Genomic DNA, 18,281 nt, shown 5'->3' with positions numbered 1-18,281 from the left:
GTCCTCCCGAAATGGCTCCCCGCCGAGCTTACTGATCTTGTCGAGGGGCTGCGCGTGCTCCGACGTGTCACTCTTGGGTGGTGGACGCGGTGTTCTGGGTCGTACTGGGTGTGGTGTTGGCGGTCGCCGAGATCTTCACGACGACGCTGTTCCTGATCATGTTCTCGGTCGGCGCGTTCGCCGCCGCCGGGGCCGCGGCCCTGGGCGCGCCGACCGCCGTCCAGGCGCTGGTGTTCGCGGTGGTCTCGGCGCTCACCGTGGCGGTGGCCCGGCCGGCGATCCGCCGGCACGCCCGCTCCGCCGAGGAGAGCGGCGAGCAGCCGTTCGGGGTGGAGGCGATCGAGGGGGCCACCGCCCTGGTGCTGGAGCGGGTCGACGCCGACCAGGGCCTCGTCAAGATCGACGGGGAGCTGTGGAGCGCCCGGTCGTTCGACGCGACGCAGAGCTTCGTCCCCGGTCGGCGGGTGCGGGTGATCAAGGTCCAGGGCGCGACGGTCCTGGTATGGGATGACGACGTTTCCACCTCGGGTGAGCTGCCCGAAGCGAGAGGGTGAAAGGCATGGAATTTGTGACGGTGCTGTTGGTCGCCGTGGCGTTGATCGTCATGGTGACCCTGGTCAAGGCGGTGCGGATCGTGCCGCAGCAGCGCCAGGACGTGGTCGAGCGGCTCGGCAAGTACAAGCGCACCTTGAACCCGGGCCTGAACCTGCTGGTCCCGTTCGTCGACGCGGTCCGCACCAAGGTCGACATGCGGGAGCAGGTGGTCAGCTTCCCGCCGCAGCCGGTGATCACCTCGGACAACCTGGTGGTGTCGATCGACACGGTGCTCTACTTCAAGGTCATCGACGCGGCCCGGGCGACGTACGAGATCTCGAACTTCCTCCAGGCCATCGAGCAGCTCACCGTCACCACCCTGCGTAACGTGATCGGCTCGCTGGACCTGGAGCGGGCGCTGACCAGCCGGGAGGAGATCAACCGGCACCTCTCGGGCGTGCTGGACGAGACCACCGGCCGGTGGGGCATCAAGGTCACCCGGGTGGAGATCAAGGCCATCGAGCCGCCGGCCAGTATCCGTGACTCGATGGAGAAGCAGATGCGCGCCGAGCGGGACCGCCGGGCGGCGATCCTGACCGCCGAGGGCCACAAGCAGTCGCAGATCCTCACCGCCGAGGGTGACAAGCAGTCCGCGGTGCTGCGGGCCGACGGTGACCGGCAGGCCCGGATCCTCCAGGCCGAGGGCCAGGCGAAGGCCATCCGGACGGTCTTCGACGCGATCCACCAGGCCAACCCGAGCCAGAAGGTGCTCGCCTACCAGTACCTCCAGGCGCTGCCGCAGATCGCCAACGGCACGGCCAACAAGGTCTGGATCGTCCCGGCCGAGCTGACCAAGGCCCTGGAGGGAATGGGCGGCGCGCTGGGCGGGCTGAGCCAGATGGTCGGCGACCAGCCCGCGCCCGAGGCGGCCGGCCACGCGAGCGCCGTCGAGCGGGAGGCCGCCGAGGCCGCCCAGGCCGCGGCCGCCGCCGCCCAGCAGATCCACGACGAGGTACGCGTCGCCGAGGCGCAGGCCACCGGCGGCCACGGTCCGCAGGGGCTGCCGGCCCCCGAGCCGGTGTCCCCGGGGAGCCTGCTGAACGACCCGGCCGACCAGCGCGAGCGGGGCTGACGACTACCCGGGCGGGGTCCGGGGCGGAATGCGAATAACCCTCATGCGGCGCTCCGGCACCTGACACGATCGGTCCGAAGGACGGGTGGTGACCAGGAGCCGGGGCGCCGCGGCGCGTCCCGCCCCGCCGACCAGCGCAGCGAGGTGACGCATGAAGGATCCCGCGGACAAGCTCTTCTCCAGCACCCCGGTGCCCGGCGCGCACGACCCGGCCGGGCCGATCGGTACCCGACGCACCGGGGGCGGGTTCGGGGTGCTGCCGTTCGTCGGCGAGCCGACGCCCGCCCGTCCCGCGACCGACGCCACCTGGGCCTGGTCGCTGCGCCGCTTCGGCCGCGCCGCCGTGTGGCTGCTGCCGGCGTACGCGGTGCTGTACGGCGTGGTCGCGATGGCCAGCGACGGCGGGGTGGGCAACGCCCCGTACCCGGCCGACGGGGGGCAGCTCTACCTGGTCGGCTGGGTCGCCGCCGTCTGGCTCGGGCTGCTCGCCCTGCTGGCCCTGACCGGCCTGCTCGCCGCCACCCGCAGCCGTCGGGTGGCCGCCGCGGGGCTGCTGGTCAGCATCGCCGGCACCGTGCTCATGCTGCCCTTCGCCGGGCTGACCGGGCAGGCCCCGGTCTTCGGCACCACGGCCCGCACGCTCGTGCTGCTCGGGGCCACCTGCTACACGGTGGGCTGGTTCCTCACCGGATGGGCGGTGGCCCGTTCCGGCATGTTCAGCATCGGCGACGGCGCGATGCTGATGATCGCCGCCCCGCTGGTCGGCATCGGCGGCGCGCTGGTCGGATCCCTGCAGACCTTCGGGGCGATCTTCGTGCTGATCGCCGGCATCGGCATCGGGTACCGCTCCGGCCGCCTGGTCCCCGCCGCGATCGCCCGGGACGCGGCCAGCGCCAGCGTCGCCACCGCCACCGCCCCGGGCGGCGGCGCGACGGCAGGTCCCGGCGGCGGCCCGCTCGCCGCAGGCTGACCCGGTTTTCCGCCGGCCGTTCGGGAGGTTCGTCCCGCTCCCTGCCGCCCAGGTGGGGAAGCGCCTGGCGGGACGCGGTGAATTACCTGACAATCGCCCCCGGGGCTGGCCGGATCGCGGCTTTCGTGGCAATCCTTGGCTCCATGCCGCCACCCCGGTCGCCGCTGTCGCGGCTGTTCACCGTGCTCCTCGCCGGCGTGCTCGCCGGTCTCGTCCTGGCGGTCGCGGCGCTGCCGGGCAACCTGCTGCTCGGGTACGCCGCGAAGTCGGCGATCGGGTCGTACGCCGTGCTGCCCGAGGCGCTGCGCACCCCGATCACCCCGCAGCGGTCGTACCTCTACGCCAACGACGGCAAGACGCTGATCACCACGTTCTACGACGTCAACCGCACCGACGTGCCGCTGGCCGAGATCGCCCCGGTGATGCGCCAGGCCATCGTGGCAGCCGAGGACCGGCGGTTCTACTCGCACGGGGGCGCCGACCTGCGCGGCCTCGCCCGCGCCCTGGTCGCCAACGTCACCGGCGGCGGCACCGAGCAGGGCGGCTCCACGCTGACCATGCAGTACGTCCGCAACGTGCTCAAGACCGACCCGAACCGCACCGCCGAGGAGCGGCAGGCCGCCACCGAGCAGACCGTCGGGCGCAAGCTCCAGGAGATCCGGTACGCCACGGCGCTGGAGCAGCGGCTCAGCAAGGACGAGATCCTCAACGGCTATCTCAACATCGCGTACTTCGGCTCCGGCGCGTACGGCATCGCGGCGGCCAGCCAGCGCTACTTCGCCAAGTCCCCGGCCGAGCTGACCCTGCCCGAGGCGGCCCTGCTCGCCGGCCTGGTCCAGTCGCCGGACGCGTACAGCCCGATCGACGGCGACGCCGACGCGGCGCTGGCCCGGCGCGGGTACGTGCTCGACGCGATGGCCGGCACCGGCGCGATCACCGCCGAGCAGGCCTCGGCGGCCAAGGCGCAGAAGCCGGCGCTGAGCCCCACCCGGCAGCCCAACGGCTGCACCGCCGTGGCGCAGGGCCACGACGACTGGGGCTTCTTCTGCGACTACCTGCGCCAGTGGTGGCTCACCCAGCCCACGTTCGGTGAGACCGTCGAGGAGCGTGAGCAGGCGCTGCGCCGGGGCGGCTACACCGTGGTCACCTCCCTCGACCCGAAGATCCAGGCCACGGCGCAGCAGCAGGCCACCGCCGTCTACGGGTACGACAACAAGCGCGCCCTGCCGATCGCGGCCGTGCAGCCCGGCACCGGCCGGGTGCTCGCCATGGCGGTCAACCGGCACTACAGCCTCGAGGACAACCCGGAGGGGCAGGCCAACCGCCCCAACACCGTCAACCCGCTGATCTCCGGTGGCGGCGGCGTCGACGGGTACCAGGCCGGGTCGACGTTCAAGCTGTTCACCATGCTCGCCGCCCTGGAGAACGGCAAGCAGCTCGCCACCGGCTTCGACGCGCCCAGCCGGCTGCCCACCCGGTACGCCGCCGAGGGCGAGGCGAGCTGCGATGGCAAGTGGTGCCCGGCGAACGCCAACCCGCAGTGGATGGACGGCTACCGCACCATGTGGGACGGCTTCGGCCGCTCGGTGAACACCTACTTCGTCTGGCTCGCCGAACAGGTCGGCCCGGCGAAGGTGGTGGAGATGGCCCAGCGCCTCGGCATCACCTTCCGGGCCGACTCGGACGCCGCCTTCGCGAAGGACAACGCCGCCAACTGGGGGTCGTTCACCCTCGGCGTGGCCGCCACCACCCCCCTCGACCTCGCGAACGCGTACGCGACCGTGGCCGCCGAGGGCACGTACTGCGCCCCGCTGCCGGTGGTCTCGGTGACCGCCGCAGACGGCGACCGGGTTCCGGTCGGCGACCCGTCCTGCCGCAAGGTGCTCGACGCCGACGTGGCCCGGGCGGCCACCGACGCGGCGCGCTGCCCGGTCGGCCAGCAGACCACGTTCGCCCAGTGCGACGGCGGCACCGCGACCTCGGTGGACCGGATCGTGGGCCGCCAGGTCGCCGGCAAGACCGGCAGCTCGGAGAAGAACGCCACCGAGACATTCGTCGGCTTCACCCCGCAGGTCGCCGTCGCCGGCATCGCCGCCAACCCGGACGACCCGGGCGACTCGGTCGGCTCAGCCGTACAGGCGAAGGTGATCGACGCGGTGGCCCGGACCATCCGCACCGCCGTCAACGGCCAGCCGGTGCGCGACTTCACCCCGCCCAGCCGGAAGCTGGCCGGCGAGGTGCACCGCCCGGCCCCGGAGCCGAGCCCCACGCAACAGCGCCGGCAGCAGGAACAGAACCTCCCTCCGGACGTGCTCCGCTGGCTCAACCGCGGCCGAGGCTGAGGCGCGACCGAGTCTCAACCGGGGCCGAGGCTGAGAGGGCTCGTCACGCGCTCAGCGGCGGCGGGGACGCCAGGTGGCGACGGCGCTGGGCAGGCCGCGCCGGATGATCCCCGCCCGGTCGGCGTCGCCGCGCAGCATCGCCGCCGCCGTGTTGCGCGCCTGTTCGGCGGTGAAGTGCGGGGGCAGCATCAGCTCCGCCGGGTCCACCACCGCATTGATCACCGTCGGCCGGTCGGCGGTCAGGGCGCGCTGCCACACGTCCGGCACCTGGTCGGGGGAGTCGACCAGGACGCCGCGCAGGCCGAGCACCTCCGCCCACCGGTGGTAGTCGACGTCGGGCAGGTCCTGGCTGGCCGGGAACGCCGGCGTGCCCTCGGTGGAGCGCTGCTCCCAGCTGACGAAGGCGAGGTCCCGGTTGTTCAGCACCAGCACCACGAACCGGGGGTCCGACCAGCTCCGCCAGTACTTCGCCACGGTGATCAGCTCGTTGACCCCGTTCATCTGCATCGCCCCGTCGCCGAGCAGCGCCACCAGCGGCCGGTCCGGGTGGGCGAACTTCGCCGCGATGCCGTACGGCATGCCCCCGCCCATGGACAGCAGGGTGCCCGACAGGCTGGCCAGCATCCCGGGGCGGACCCGCACGTGCCGGGCGTACCAGGCGGTGCTGGTGCCGCAGTCCACCGAGAGCATCACGTCCCCGGGTAGCTGGTCGTCCAGCGCCGTGAACAGCGACTGCGGGTTCACCGGGTCGGCGGGCTGGCCGGCGATCTCCCGCTGGGCACGCCGCCAGGCGGAGGTGGCGTCGACGATATTCTGCCGCCAGGCGGTCGGTGCCGGGCCGGGGCCCAACTCGCGCAGCAGCGCCCGCAGCGTCGGCCCGGCGTCGCCGGTGAGGTTGACCTCGGTGGGGTAGCGCAGCCCCATCCGGCTGCCGTCCACGTCGATCTGCACGGCCCGGGCCTGCCCCTCGGGCGGGTAGAACTCCGAGTACGGCATGTTGCTGCCCACGATCAGCAGCCGGTCGCAGTCGCGCATGAGCTGCCAGCTCGGCCGGGTGCCGAGCAGCCCGATCGCCCCGGTGACCCACGGCTCGCGGTGGTCGACGGCGGCGAACCCGAGCAGGGCGGCGGCCACCCCGGCACCGAGCCGGTCGGCGACCTGGCGTACCTCGGCCTCGGCGCCCAGCACGCCCTGGCCGACCAGCATCGCCACCCGCTCGCCGCCGCGCAGCACCTCGGCGGCCCGGCGCACGTCCGCCTCCGGCGGCACGGTGGTGGCGCTGCTCGGCACGGCGCTGGTGTGGTAGTAGCCGTGCGCGTGCGGCGGGTCCGGCACCGCCGGCCGGTTCTGCACGTCCAGGGGGAGCACCAGCGCGGTGACGGTACGCCGGGCCAGCGCCGTCCGGCAGGCCCGGTCCACCAGATGCCGCACCTGGGACGGGTCGTCGAGCTGGGCCAGGAACGCCGAGGCGACATCCTTGTAGAGGGCGAGCAGGTCGATCTCCTGGTAGTAGCCGCCGCCCTCGGCGGTCAGCGCGGTGTTCCCGACCAGTGCCACCACCGGCTGGTGGTCCAGCTTCGCGTCGTACAGGCCGTTGAGCAGGTGGACCGCCCCGGGGCCGCTGGTGACGAGGGCGCAGCCGAGCGGGCCGCCGCCGTACTTCACGTGGGCCGAGGCGGCGAAACCGGCGGTCTCCTCGTGCCGCACCTGGACGAACTCCACCCGCCCGGCGGCGCGTTGCAACGCCGAGGTCATGCCGTTGATGCCGTCGCCGGGGAGGCCGAAGTACCGGCGTACGCCCCACAGGGACAGCCGGGCCACGATGTGGTCGGCGACGGTGGCGCCCTTCGGCAGGCCACCCTGTCCGTCCGGGGCCGTCCCGCCTGCCTGGTTCGCGCTCACCCGTCAGGTCCCTCCGGTCGCGTCTGCTGTCCTCGGGCGCGTTCCCCGTCGTACCCGTGCAAAACGCCGCGGGACGACCGGCGCGCGGGGCCGGCGGCGCGGTCCGGCAGAATCGCCGGGTGTCCGTCCACCAGATCACCGACCCCGACGACGACCGGATCTCCGACTACCGCGCCCTCACCGACGTGGAGCTGCGCACCCGGTGGGAGCCGCCGCACGGCCTGTTCATCGCCGAGGGGGAACTGGTGCTGCGCCGGGCGCTGCGGGCCGGCTACCCGGCCCGGTCGTTCCTGGTCGACGCCAAGCGCGTCGACCAGTTCGCCGACCTCGACACCGGCGACGCCCCCGTGTACGCGGCCACCCAGGAGGTGCTGGAGCGGGCCACCGGCTTCCACGTGCACCGGGGAGTGCTGGCCTCGTTCCGCCGCAAGCCGCTGCCGGACGCGGCCGAGGTGCTCGCCGACGCCCGGCGGGTGGTGATCCTCGAGGACGTCAACAACCACACCAACCTCGGCGCGGTTTTCAGGGGGGCCGCCGCGCTTGGCATCGACGCGGTGCTGCTGTCCCCGTCCTGCGCCGACCCCCTCTACCGGCGCAGCGTGCGGGTCAGCATGGGGGAGGTCTTCGCGGTTCCGTACGCCAAGCTCGAGCGCTGGCCTGCGGGTTTGGACCAGGTGCGGGAAGCGGGCTTCACCGTGCTTGCCATGACGCCGGCTCCGGACGCCGTACCGATCCAGCGGTTGACTCCGGCGCAGCGCGAGCGGGCAGCGCTGCTGCTGGGAGCCGAGGGTCCCGGCCTCACCGCGGCGGCCCAGTCCGCCAGCGACGTACGGGTGGTCATCCCGATGCGGCGCGGAGTGGATTCGTTGAATGTCGCCGCCGCTGCGGCGGTGGCGTTCTGGGAACTGGGTCGCGACGACCCACCGGGCTGACGCCGGTCCAGCCGAGCGCTTCGGTTTGCATGATGATGCGGTCTAGTGCATAGTCTTCCTGGTGTCCAAGGTTCTCACCTCCCTGCCCATCGGCGAGCGTGTCGGCATCGCCTTTTCCGGCGGCCTCGACACCTCGGTCGCGGTCGCCTGGATGCGCGACAAGGGTGCCGTTCCCTGCGCCTACACCGCTGACATCGGCCAATACGACGAGCCAGACATCGTCTCGGTGCCCGGTCGCGCGCTCAGCTACGGCGCCGAGGTCGCCCGCCTGGTCGACTGCCGCGCCGCCCTGGTCGAGGAGGGCCTGGCAGCGTTGACCTGCGGGGCCTTCCACATCCGTTCGGGCGGGCGGGCGTACTTCAACACCACCCCGCTGGGCCGGGCCGTGACAGGGACCCTGCTGGTACGGGCGATGATCTCGGATGACGTCCAGATCTGGGGCGACGGCTCGACCTTCAAGGGCAACGACATCGAGCGGTTCTACCGGTACGGCCTGCTGGCCAACCCGCAGCTACGCATCTACAAGCCGTGGCTCGACACCGACTTCGTCACCGAACTGGGCGGGCGTAAGGAGATGTCGGAGTGGCTGCTCGAACGCGACCTGCCGTACCGGGACAGCACCGAGAAGGCGTACTCCACCGACGCCAACATCTGGGGTGCCACGCACGAGGCGAAGACCCTGGAGCACCTCGACACCGGCATCGAGACGGTCAACCCGATCATGGGAGTCCGGTTCTGGGACCCGTCGGTGGAGATCCCGACCGAGGATGTCACGATCGGCTTTGACCAGGGTCGTCCGGTGACGATCAACGGTAAGGAGTTCGGCAGCCCCGTCGATCTGGTGCTGGAGGCCAACGCCATCGGGGGCCGGCACGGCCTGGGCATGTCGGACCAGATCGAGAACCGGATCATCGAGGCCAAGAGCCGGGGCATCTACGAGGCGCCCGGCATGGCGCTGCTGCATGCCGCGTACGAACGGCTGGTCAACGCCATCCACAACGAGGACACCGTGGCGAACTACCACAACGAGGGCCGCCGCCTCGGTCGGCTGATGTACGAGGGGCGTTGGCTGGACCCGCAGGCGCTGATGCTGCGCGAGTCGTTGCAGCGCTGGGTCGGCACGGCGGTCACCGGCGAGGTGACGTTGCGGCTGCGCCGGGGCGAGGACTACTCGATCCTGGACACTACCGGCCCGGCGTTCAGCTACCACCCGGACAAGCTGTCGATGGAGCGTACCGAGGACTCGGCGTTCGGCCCGTCGGACCGGATCGGCCAACTCACCATGCGCAACCTGGACATCGCCGACTCGCGGGCGAAGCTGGAGCAGTACGCCACCCTTGGCCTGGTCGGCGGCACGACCCCTCAGCGGATGGTCGGCGCTGCACAGGCAGCCTCGACCGGGCTGATCGGTGCGATGCCACAGGGCGGCGCGGAAGCGATCGCCTCCCGGGGCGTCTCCTCCGCCGACGACGAGGCACTTGACCGCGCCGCGATGGAGTTCGGCGTCGACTGAGCGACGCCTCGGGACGGGACCGGTAAAGCCGTAGGGTTCGAACCCCGCCGCCGCGACGACCCCGGCCTGAGGAGGCGTCAGCCCTTGATGGAGTTGGGCACCACCGGGACGGAGATCGAGGTGCCGGCGCCCTTGGTGAGGTCCGGCAACTGGATGCGGGTGATCTGGATCTCGGGGCGCGTGGTCCGCTTTCCGATGCTGTCGGCCTCCCTCTTGACCGGGAAGAACGGCAGGTCCAACCAGAAATTCGCGAACGCACGCCACGCGGCGGTCTCGCGTTCCGCGAGTTCGGCCACCTTGTCGCTGTCGTTGTGGCCCTCGGCGATGTCCTGTGCGCCAGCGATGTCGAGCGCCTTGGCGAGGGTGCGCACCATGGTTTCGAACCTGTCGACGGGAATGGCCTTGCCGAGGCCCCATCCATCCCGGATCCCGTTCAGCCGGATCCGGTCCGCTTCGGTGACGTCCCTGTCCTGCTCTTTGCCGATGTTCAGACCGCTGTCGTCCTTGCCCGTCCACCAGCTGGCGAAATAAGCGCCCTGGTAACCCTGACACAGGTAGCGGTTCCCGTTCGAGTGGACCTCAAGTACGAATGTGTGAACCAAGGGAAAGGTGCAGTCGAGGAGCAGGATCTGCCCTTGTTGCGGCACTGCGCTGAGAGCCCGCCTCGCCGCTTCGCCCTTTCCGGCGGGCACCGTCAGCCGCTCTACGCCCGTGATCCCGCCCGCGAGTTCGGGGTGGAGTTTCTTCAGCTCGAACAGGATGTTGTCGGAGGTCTTGCCGCAGTTGGCCCAGTTGACGCTGCCCATGGCCATGTTGAAGTGCTCTTCGTTGTGGGCTTTCGCCTCCTCCATGCGGCTGGCCCCGAGAAGCCCGCCGGTCTTGACTTTGGCGTTAGCGGCGCGTACGGCCGCCAACCAGGACGGGAACATTTCCTTTCCCGCTGGCCCGGACCACCTGATCAACTGCTCGAGAACTGATTGTTTGGTGGGATTGTCGAGGGCCTCCCCGCTTGATTCGATGAACTTGGTGAATGCGCTCTCAATGTCTTGAGCGTGCGGAGCCAGCGCGCCCTCGACGCTCAGGTCGGGGATCGGTACCTTGTTGATGTAGAGCAATTCCGCTCCTCGGGGTGACTTCTCGACGTTGGTGTCGCCGACAATACCGAACAGCGACGGACCGTTGTCTCACGAATCACTATCTGTCCAGAATCCGTCAGTACCCGTCGGGCTTTACGGGACTGAATGAGCGTTTCCGAGTGACGGGGTGGTTGTCGTTTTAGGTGGTCCGTCCGTCTCGTCTCGATGTGGAGGATGACCAGGTTCTAGGGCCCCGGCAAAGCCGCGGAGTGTCCGATCCCGCCCGAAGCTCATCCCCCTTCCGGGAATCCCGTTCCGCTCCTTGCGGATGACCCGAGATCCCTGGCCAGGGCCTCGGTCTGGTCGGTCCTGCGCCCTGTCCCCTCTCCCGCACATGCCCTGGGAGATCGCCGCTGCGCCGCCCCGTACACCTGGCGGTCGGGCGGCGGCCTGAACGAATCCCCCCGGTCGGGGACGACCTGCCCTTCGGTCCCTATGGAGCTGCCCCGTCCACGCTCCCACTCCCATCGACAGCACAAACGGGGCAGCTCCACAGGGGCCGACGCAGGGCGGGCCGACCCGGCAAAGGCCGAGGTCGACCCGGCAGGGGCCGATGGTGTCGGCAGCGCGCGTATCCCCTGGGGCCTGCCGAGCCGGAGACCCTCACGACCTTGCCGGGCCCTGGGCCAGGGTCGCAGCGACGATGTCCCCGATCTTCCAGGGGCGCGGGCTGACCTTGCGGAGGGTTCTGAAGGTCCACCGGTGGTGCCGCGGCACCCGACCCCGCCCCGCCCGACCCCGCCCCGAACACCGCCCCGCCCCGTCTCTGCCGCGGCGTGAACTTCGCCCACCGCCCCGGATCTTGGACGGTTTTTGTCGACAGTGGACGGAAACTGTCCAAGAACCGCGATTCGGTGGTACGGCGGTTCCTCTGGTGGCTGCCGCTGAGCCACGAGGAGGTCCGTGCCATCGCCCTGCGGATGAGCCGATGACACATCGGATGATCCCGCACGCGCCGATGCGCCCGCTCTGGCGGTGCCGCAACTGCGGCGCGGAATGGCCCTGCCAGCCGGCCCGGCTCGGCCTGCCGGTGGAGTACCGGGGCGACCGTACCGCCCTGCTGTTCTACCTGAGCGGGCTGATGGCCGAGGCCCGTGCCCAGCTCGTACAGTCAACCCCGAACGCGGCCTCAACCTGCAGGAACGCTTCCTCAACCGGGCGCGGGCCCGGGACTGGGCGGCGGTAGCAGCACTCGCGGCGGATCAGCCGCGCCCGGGCCCGGAACGTCCGCCCGTTCCGGGCCACGGGACGGGCGTCCCCGTCCCCGCGTCGGCGGCGGGCGATGTTCCGCCCACCGCCGGCGGTCGGGTCAGGCGGGGAAGTACGTCGACCAGAAGTCGTGCGTCGGCCAGCTCGTCACGGCGCTCGACGCCGTCCACAGCGCGGAGTCGATCGGGGCGTAGCTCAGCCCGGAGGGATCGTCGCGCCGGTTGAACACCGCCGCCCAGCTCAGCCCGTGGTACGTGCGGACCAGCAGGCTGTACGTACCGGCGAAGCTGCCGGTGTGCCAGATGTTACGTCCGGTGCCGCCGGCGACCGAGCGGACCGCCCATCCCATCCCGTAGTACCAACCGTCCGGGTTCACCCCGAGCCCGGCGGGCGTGGCGAAGACCTGCCCGGTCGAGGTGCTGTTGAGCACCGGGCTGCCGCTTTCGAACGCGCGGGCCCAGCGGACCAGGTCGACCGCCGAGGCGAGCCAGCCGCCGTTGGCGTCGTGCAGCCGCATGCTGAACGTGCCGTACGGGGCGTTGACGACCGTGCCGGAGTTGTCCAGCACGGTCGGGCCCGTGTACTGGGACTCGTAGCCGACCTCGCCGCTGTGCGGGCTGATCGTCCACCCGGTCGCCATCCGGGTGATGCCCAGCGGCGCGAGCAGCTTCTGCCGCACGTACGTCTCGTAGGGCAGGCCGCTGACGTTCTCCACGATCCGACCGGCCAGCAGGTAGCCGTAGTTGCTGTAGGAGACTGTCGAGCCGGGGGCGTGCGACAGCGGCTGGCCGGACATGTACCGGATGACGTCGGCGTGCGTCAGCTCCATCGGCACCCCGAGCGAGCCGGCGATGACCGCGTCCTTGAACAGGGGGTCGAACGCGGTCAGGTCCCGGTTCCAACCGCCGGTGTGCTGGAGCAGCCGCCGGAGGGTGACCTGGGGCAGCCGGGAATCGGCCGCCTGGCCGGCCGGCGGGGTGAACTGGAGGAACTGCGTGATCTGGTCGTCCAGGCCCAGCTTGCCGTCCTGGGCCAGCCGGACCAGCGCGGCGGCGGTCAGCGACTTGGAGAGGCTGGCCACCCGGAACAGCGAGGTCGGCTGGATGGGCTGGGGGGAGTTGTCGCCGTACCCCCGGGCGAGCACCAACCGCCCCTGGTAGGTGACCGCGAGCTGCCCGGCGGATATGTGTCTGGCCTGCATGAACGCCTTCATCGCGTTGTCGAACGCGCTCAGCGCGGCGACCGTGGTGCCGGTGGCGGTCCAGGTGTCCGGCACCGCCTGGGCAGCCGTCGCGCCCACCCCGAGCGCCCCCAGCGCCCCCGCCCCTGCGGCGGCGCCCACCAGCTTGCCGAACCCGCGCCGGCTGACAGTTGTCCCGTCCATGCCGCTCCTTCCGATTGGTCGTGGTCGAAAGGCACCGTACTGCACAAGATCGATGTCGAGGGGGCACGGCCGGGCCGACTGGTGGTACAGGATCGACGTCACGGACGGTAGCGTGTCGCCCGTGTTCCCTACCGTCCGTGAGGTCCTTGCGTTGGACCCGGTCCGCCATGGCGCGCCCCGCCTGGTCGCCGGGGAGGCTGGCCTGGACCGGCCGGTGCGCTGGGTGCACGTGGCCGAGGTGCCGGACATCGCCACCCTGCTGCGCGGCGGCGAACTGGTGCTCACCACCGGCATCGGGCTGCCCGCCGACGACGCCGGCCTGCGCGTGTTCATCGGCGCACTGGCCGACGTCGGGGTCTCCGGTCTGGTGGTCGAGCTGGGTCGCCGGTACGTCAGCGGCGTGCCCCGGGTGATGGCCGCTGCCGCCGAGCGGCGCGGCCTGCCGTTGGTGGAGTTGCGCCGGGCCACCCCGTTCGTCCGGGTGACCGAGGCTGTGCACGCGCTGATCGTCGACGCCCAGCTCACCGAGTTGCGGGCGACCGAGGAGATCCACCAGCGGTTCACCGAGCTGTCGGTCGAGGGCGCCGGCCCGGCGGAGGTGGTCCGGCAGGCCGCCGAATTGTCCGGCTGCCCGGTGGTGCTGGAGAACCTGTCCCGGCAGGTGCTCGCGTACGACCCGGCGGGGGAGAGCGCCGAGCTGCTGCTGGACGGCTGGGAGCAGCACTCGCGGCGGATCAGCCCGGCCGGGCGCACCGCGTACGATTCGGACAGTGGCTGGCTGGTGACCACCGTCGGGGCCCGTGGGCAGGACTGGGGCCGGCTGCTGCTGCGCTGGCCGGGCGGTGGTGAGCTGACCACCCCCGCGCCGGTCCCCGACCGGGTGCCGGACCCGGAGGCGGGTCGGGTCGGGCAGCTGCCGGGTGGACCGCCGACCCGGCTGACCATCCTCGTCGAGCGGGCCGCCTCCGCCCTCGCGCTGGGGCGGCTGATCCGCCGCGACGCGGAAGGGTTGGAGCGGCAGATCCACCGGACCCTGCTCACCGCCCTGTTGGACCACTCCCGCCCCGTCGACGAGGTGGCCCTGCGGGCCCGGGCGCTGGGGGTGGTGCTGGAACGCCGGCACCTGGTCGGCGTGGTGGTGCGGTACCGGGCCGACGAACCGTCCGCCGAGGTCGGCAGCCCGGGCGAGTCCGGCCAGGCCGACCCGGAGGCTGGACCGGCCCGGCTGCGGGACCTGTCCGAGGCGGTCGGGCAGGCCCTGGGCGAGGCGAAGCTGACCGGGCTGAGCAGCGCCATCGACGACCAGGCCGTCGGCGTGCTGCTCGCCCTGCCCGAGGCGGCGGCCGAGGAGCGGGCGCTGGCCGCCTTCGCCGCCGCGCTGCGCCGCAACCGGATGGACGCCGCCCCGCCCCGCCCGCCCGACGCCGTCCCCGCCCGCCCCGGCGGATCCGCCCCGGGTGCTACCCCCGCCCGAACCGGCACGACCGCTGCGGGTGCCGGGTCCGCCCGAACCGGTACGGCCGCTGCGGGTGCCGGGTCCGCCCGAGCCGGTACGACCGCTGCGGGTGCTGGATCCGCCCGGCCGGGCGGCGCCGGCCCTGCGGCCCTGGCCGGGCTCGGCGCGCCCCCGCACGCCCGGACCGCCGGGCCCGGCGCGCCGCCGTCGCTGCTCCGGACCGCCGGTCCGGCCTCGGTGATCGTCGCCGCAGGGTCCGGGGTGGGCAGCCTGCGGGAGGCACGCCGCTCGCTGGTCGAGGCGCGGCAGGTCGCCGACGCGGCCCGCCGGGACCGCAGGGACCTGCCGATCTTCCGGCTGCCGCACGTCGGGCTGGCCGGCCTGCTGCACCTGCTGCGGGACGAGCCGCGCCTCCAGACCTTCGTCGAGCGCGAGCTGGGCGCACTGCTGGCGTACGACGCCCGGCACCCCCGGGAGCAGCTGCTCGGCACCCTGCGGGCGTACCTGGAGCAGGGCCGGAACAAGTCGGCCGGTGCCGCCGCGGCGCACCTGTCCCGGCCCGCCTTCTACGAGCGGCTGGCCCGCATCGCCCGGATCCTCGACGTCGACCTCGACTCCGTGGAGGCGTGCATCTCCCTACACGTCGCCCTGCTCGCCCTGGATGCCGTCCGCACCCCCTGACCCACCCCACCCCCGGCCCCTCCCGGCCCCGGCCCCGGCCCTCTCCGACCCCGTTGATCATGAAGTTATTGCTACGACACGCGGAGCCGGACGGCAATAACTTCATGATCAACGGGGTGGGGCCGGGCGGGGCGGGGTGGGGCCGGGGCGGGCCCACCCAGCATGAAGCAGCCCCGTCGGCGTGGGTGGGGTCAGGTTTGGGTGGTCAGGGCCTTGGCGTAGGGGGCGGGGATGTGGTTGGGGCCGCCCGGGGTGAAGACGTCCGAGTTGGCCGCCGCCGACCAGGCGGTCTCCGGGATCGCGTCGACCAGGGCGCGGACGGTCGGGGCCTCGCGCCACTGGTCCTGCTCGGCCAGCAGGCTGAGCGCCACCACCGACTCCTCGACCTCGCCGACGCACTCGAACGGCTTGTGCCCGTCGACGCCCAGCAACTCCCGGTACCCGGGGATCTGGGACTCGTCGGCCAGCAGGTCGCCGCCGAAGATGTGGATGATCCGCTCGCGCGGCATGAACGGCGCCATGGCCAGGAAGACGAACCGGCACTTCGGGCAGTCGCGGCACCACCGTTCGCTCGCGTCGCGCAGCTTGAACGCGGCGTTGCAGCTCGTCACCACGTCGTCGTACCGGTCGATCGCGGCGAACAGCCGGGCAATGTGCAGCTCGGAGAGCGAGCGCAGCAGCGAGAAGTACGGCTCGGTGAGCCCCGCGTGCTCGGCCAGCGCCGCCCGCAGCAGCCCCTCCGCCTCGACCCCCTTGGACCACTGGTGGTTGATCTCGTGCCCGTTCCAGACCAGGTTCGGGTCGGACGCGGACCGCTCGTTGGACATCACCACCGGGCCGAGTCCGTTGAGCACCGCCGTGGCGACCGCGATCAGCGAGTTGATCGCGGTGACCGGGATGTGGCCGTTGCGCGCGCCGGCCGCGTTGAGGTCGAACAGCACCGGGTCGAGCCGCCGCCGGGCGGCAAGGGGAGCCAGCCCGGACGCCTCGTTGACGGAGACGATGACGTGGTTCGGGTTCACCGAGAACGGCACCGGGTCGAGGCCGGCCCGGCGCAGCGCCTCCAGGCTGACGATGGAGTCCTTGCCGCCGCCGACGGCCGACAGTGGGCGCAGGTCGGAGTTGTCGTACTCGCGGGCGGGCGACACCGAGCCCGGGGGGATCTCCGGGACCAGCTCCAGCACGTGCGGGAGCTGGTTGCGGTACGCGTACTCGGCGAGGCCCCTGGTGTAGACGGCGGTGACCAGCTCGGCGGCGGCCGGGCCGAGCGGCGCCGGCAGCACCAGCCGGGGCGGCGCGGCGGCCTTGTAGTAGCTGACCCCGGCGACGACGTGCAGCAGCTCCAGGATCCGGCCCAGGGTGGCCACGGTGGCGTCCGAGGGCGGCCCGGCCGGCAGCGGCAGGGTGATCACCTCGGTGAACCGTTGCTCGCCGTCGGGGCCGGTCAGGGCGTAGTCGAACAACGCCTCTCCGGTGGCGAGGTCGATCGAGTAGGACGGGAAGGTGAAGGCGTCCATCCGCCGGAGCTGCTCGTTGGGCACACGCCATACTAGGCCCTGGTTCGTCCGGCCGTGCCCGGCTGCGCCGGACCGGGCCGCCGACCGTCCCCCAGCCCGAGGAGAACACCTGTGCGCCTGTCTGACCTGCGCGGACGTGCCGTCGCCGTCTGGGGTGCCGGCCGGGAGGGCCGGGCGGCGGTGACCGCGATCGCCGCGCACGGCCCGGCCGGCCTGTTCGCCGTGGACGACAGCGCCAACTTCCTCGCCCTGCCGTGGGACGGCCCGCTGGCCGAGGCGGCCCCGCTGGTCACCGGCGACGAGGGCCTGGCCCGACTGGCCGCCGCCGACGTGGTGGTCCGCTCCCCCGGGGTGCCGAACACCCACCCGTGGATGGTCGAGCTGCGCCGCCGGGGCGTCACCGTCACCCAGGGCAGCGCGTTGTGGATGGCCGACCACGCCCGGCGTACGGTCGGGGTGACCGGCAGCAAGGGCAAGTCCACCACGTCCAGCCTGATCAGCCATCTGCTCACCGCGGTCGACCGGCCGAACGTCTTCGGCGGCAACATCGGGGTGCCGCTGCTGGACCTGCCCGAGTCCGACCTTTACGTGCTGGAGCTGTCCAGCTACCAGTGCACCGACCTGACCGACTCGCCCCGGGTCGCGGTGGTCACCTCGCTCTTCCCCGAGCACCTGGACGCGCACGGCGGCGAGCGGGAGTACTACCGGGACAAGCTCAACCTGCTGGCGTACGGGCCGGAGACCGTGGTGGTCAACGGTGCCGATCCGCGGCTCGCCGCCGAACTGGGCGACCGATCGGCCGTGCGCGCCGGCTCCCCGGACACCACCCACGTGGCCACCGGCCCGGACGGCGCGCCCTGGTTCCACCTCGCTGACCGGCCACTGTTCCCCCGCGCCGTGCTGCCCCTGGTGGGCCGGCACAACGAGGGCAACCTGTGTGTCGCGCTCGCCGTGCTCGACGCCATCGGAGTGGACGTGGTGGCCCGGAAGGACACCCTCGCCGTCGCGGTCGCCGGGTTCCAGGGGCTGGCCCACCGGCTCACCGAGATCGCCGACCCGTCCGGGCTGACCTTCGTCGACGACACCCTGGCCACCAGCCCGTACGCGGCGATGCACGCGATCGACGCGTACGAGGGGCGGCCGTTGACGGTGATCGTCGGGGGCACCGACCGGGGGCTGGACTACACGCCGCTGCGCGAGCACCTGGCCGAGCGGGAGCTGACCGTGCTCGGCATCCCGGACAGCGGGGAGCGGATCGTGGGTGCCCTCGCCGGGTTGCCGAAGGTGCGTACCGAGGTGGTCGAGGACCTGGTCGCCGCCGTGCGTCGGGCCCGGGAGGTGACCCCGGCCGGCGGGGTGGTGCTGCTCTCCCCGGCCGCGCCCAGCTACGGGCGGTTCCGCAACTTCGAGCACCGCTCCGAGGTCTTCGCCCAGGCCGTCCGCGACACGGCCGCCGGCTGACCCCCGCGCCATCCGCGACACCGCAGCCAGCTGACGTCCGCGCGGGACCACGCCGCAGCCGGCGACCCGTTAGGCTCCGTCCGAACGTATCGGCAAGTTTGGATGGAGTGGT

At 72.3% G+C, this 18,281-nt stretch carries 12 protein-coding genes; 8 read left to right on the top strand and 4 right to left on the bottom strand.

What is annotated here, in order from left to right:
* Positions 1 to 80 precede the first annotated feature (80 nt).
* The 4 genes from ACH4T9_RS29940 to ACH4T9_RS29925 all read left to right on the top strand — a co-directional run bounded on the left by ACH4T9_RS29940 (position 81) and on the right by ACH4T9_RS29925 (position 4,978).
* Positions 81 to 554, top strand: coding sequence for an NfeD family protein (locus ACH4T9_RS29940; RefSeq protein WP_396674623.1), 474 nt, complete (start codon positions 81 to 83; stop codon positions 552 to 554).
* Between the two features lie 5 nt (positions 555 to 559).
* On the top strand, positions 560 to 1,666 hold the full coding sequence (locus tag ACH4T9_RS29935) for an SPFH domain-containing protein (protein ID WP_396674621.1): 1,107 nt from the start codon (positions 560 to 562) through the stop codon (positions 1,664 to 1,666).
* Between the two features lie 151 nt (positions 1,667 to 1,817).
* Entirely contained in the window at positions 1,818 to 2,636 is an 819-nt protein-coding gene (locus tag ACH4T9_RS29930) for a hypothetical protein (protein WP_396674619.1), read from the top strand.
* Between the two features lie 77 nt (positions 2,637 to 2,713).
* Positions 2,714 to 4,978 carry a transglycosylase domain-containing protein gene (locus ACH4T9_RS29925; protein WP_396674617.1) on the top strand — a complete coding sequence of 755 codons (2,265 nt, stop codon included), beginning with the start codon at positions 2,714 to 2,716 and terminating at the stop codon, positions 4,976 to 4,978.
* 51 nt (positions 4,979 to 5,029) lie between these two features.
* Here ACH4T9_RS29925 and ACH4T9_RS29920 read toward each other — a convergent pair whose 3' ends face one another.
* Positions 5,030 to 6,880: a thiamine pyrophosphate-requiring protein gene (locus ACH4T9_RS29920; protein ID WP_396674615.1), complete on the bottom strand. Its 1,851-nt coding sequence runs from the start codon at positions 6,878 to 6,880 to the stop codon at positions 5,030 to 5,032.
* A gap of 56 nt (positions 6,881 to 6,936) precedes the next feature.
* Here ACH4T9_RS29920 and ACH4T9_RS29915 point away from each other — a divergent pair, with 56 nt between their 5' ends.
* Together ACH4T9_RS29915 and argG are read left to right on the top strand one after the other, a co-directional pair.
* Entirely contained in the window at positions 6,937 to 7,812 is an 876-nt protein-coding gene (locus ACH4T9_RS29915; protein ID WP_396674613.1) for a TrmH family RNA methyltransferase, read from the top strand.
* A 61-nt stretch (positions 7,813 to 7,873) separates the two neighbouring features.
* Positions 7,874 to 9,325, top strand: a complete 1,452-nt coding sequence (gene argG / locus ACH4T9_RS29910) for an argininosuccinate synthase (protein ID WP_396674611.1) — start codon at positions 7,874 to 7,876, stop codon at positions 9,323 to 9,325.
* A 77-nt stretch (positions 9,326 to 9,402) separates the two neighbouring features.
* Here argG and ACH4T9_RS29905 read toward each other — a convergent pair whose 3' ends face one another.
* Both ACH4T9_RS29905 and ACH4T9_RS29900 read right to left on the bottom strand, forming a co-directional pair.
* Positions 9,403 to 10,440 carry a hypothetical protein gene (locus tag ACH4T9_RS29905; RefSeq protein WP_396674609.1) on the bottom strand — a complete coding sequence of 346 codons (1,038 nt, stop codon included), beginning with the start codon at positions 10,438 to 10,440 and terminating at the stop codon, positions 9,403 to 9,405.
* Positions 10,441 to 11,770: 1,330 nt separating this feature from the next.
* On the bottom strand, positions 11,771 to 13,054 hold the full coding sequence (locus ACH4T9_RS29900; RefSeq protein ID WP_396674607.1) for a serine hydrolase domain-containing protein: 1,284 nt from the start codon (positions 13,052 to 13,054) through the stop codon (positions 11,771 to 11,773).
* 121 nt (positions 13,055 to 13,175) lie between these two features.
* Here ACH4T9_RS29900 and ACH4T9_RS29895 point away from each other — a divergent pair, with 121 nt between their 5' ends.
* Positions 13,176 to 15,191 carry a PucR family transcriptional regulator gene (locus tag ACH4T9_RS29895; protein ID WP_396674605.1) on the top strand — a complete coding sequence of 672 codons (2,016 nt, stop codon included), beginning with the start codon at positions 13,176 to 13,178 and terminating at the stop codon, positions 15,189 to 15,191.
* 191 nt (positions 15,192 to 15,382) lie between these two features.
* On the opposite strand, the gene ACH4T9_RS29890 is transcribed toward ACH4T9_RS29895, so the two are convergent.
* Positions 15,383 to 16,732: a hypothetical protein gene (locus tag ACH4T9_RS29890; protein ID WP_396674603.1), complete on the bottom strand. Its 1,350-nt coding sequence runs from the start codon at positions 16,730 to 16,732 to the stop codon at positions 15,383 to 15,385.
* An 87-nt stretch (positions 16,733 to 16,819) separates the two neighbouring features.
* Between ACH4T9_RS29890 and murD the strand changes: the two genes are divergently transcribed.
* Positions 16,820 to 18,169 carry a UDP-N-acetylmuramoyl-L-alanine--D-glutamate ligase gene (gene murD / locus ACH4T9_RS29885; protein ID WP_396674601.1) on the top strand — a complete coding sequence of 450 codons (1,350 nt, stop codon included), beginning with the start codon at positions 16,820 to 16,822 and terminating at the stop codon, positions 18,167 to 18,169.
* The last annotated feature ends 112 nt before the right edge of the window (positions 18,170 to 18,281 follow it).

The sequence above is a fragment of the Micromonospora sp. NPDC020750 genome, assembly GCF_044334565.1.
Taxonomy (GTDB): Bacteria; Actinomycetota; Actinomycetes; order Mycobacteriales; family Micromonosporaceae; genus Micromonospora.
Note: the sequence above shows the minus strand (reverse complement) of the source record. Positions and strands in the feature narration are given on the sequence as shown.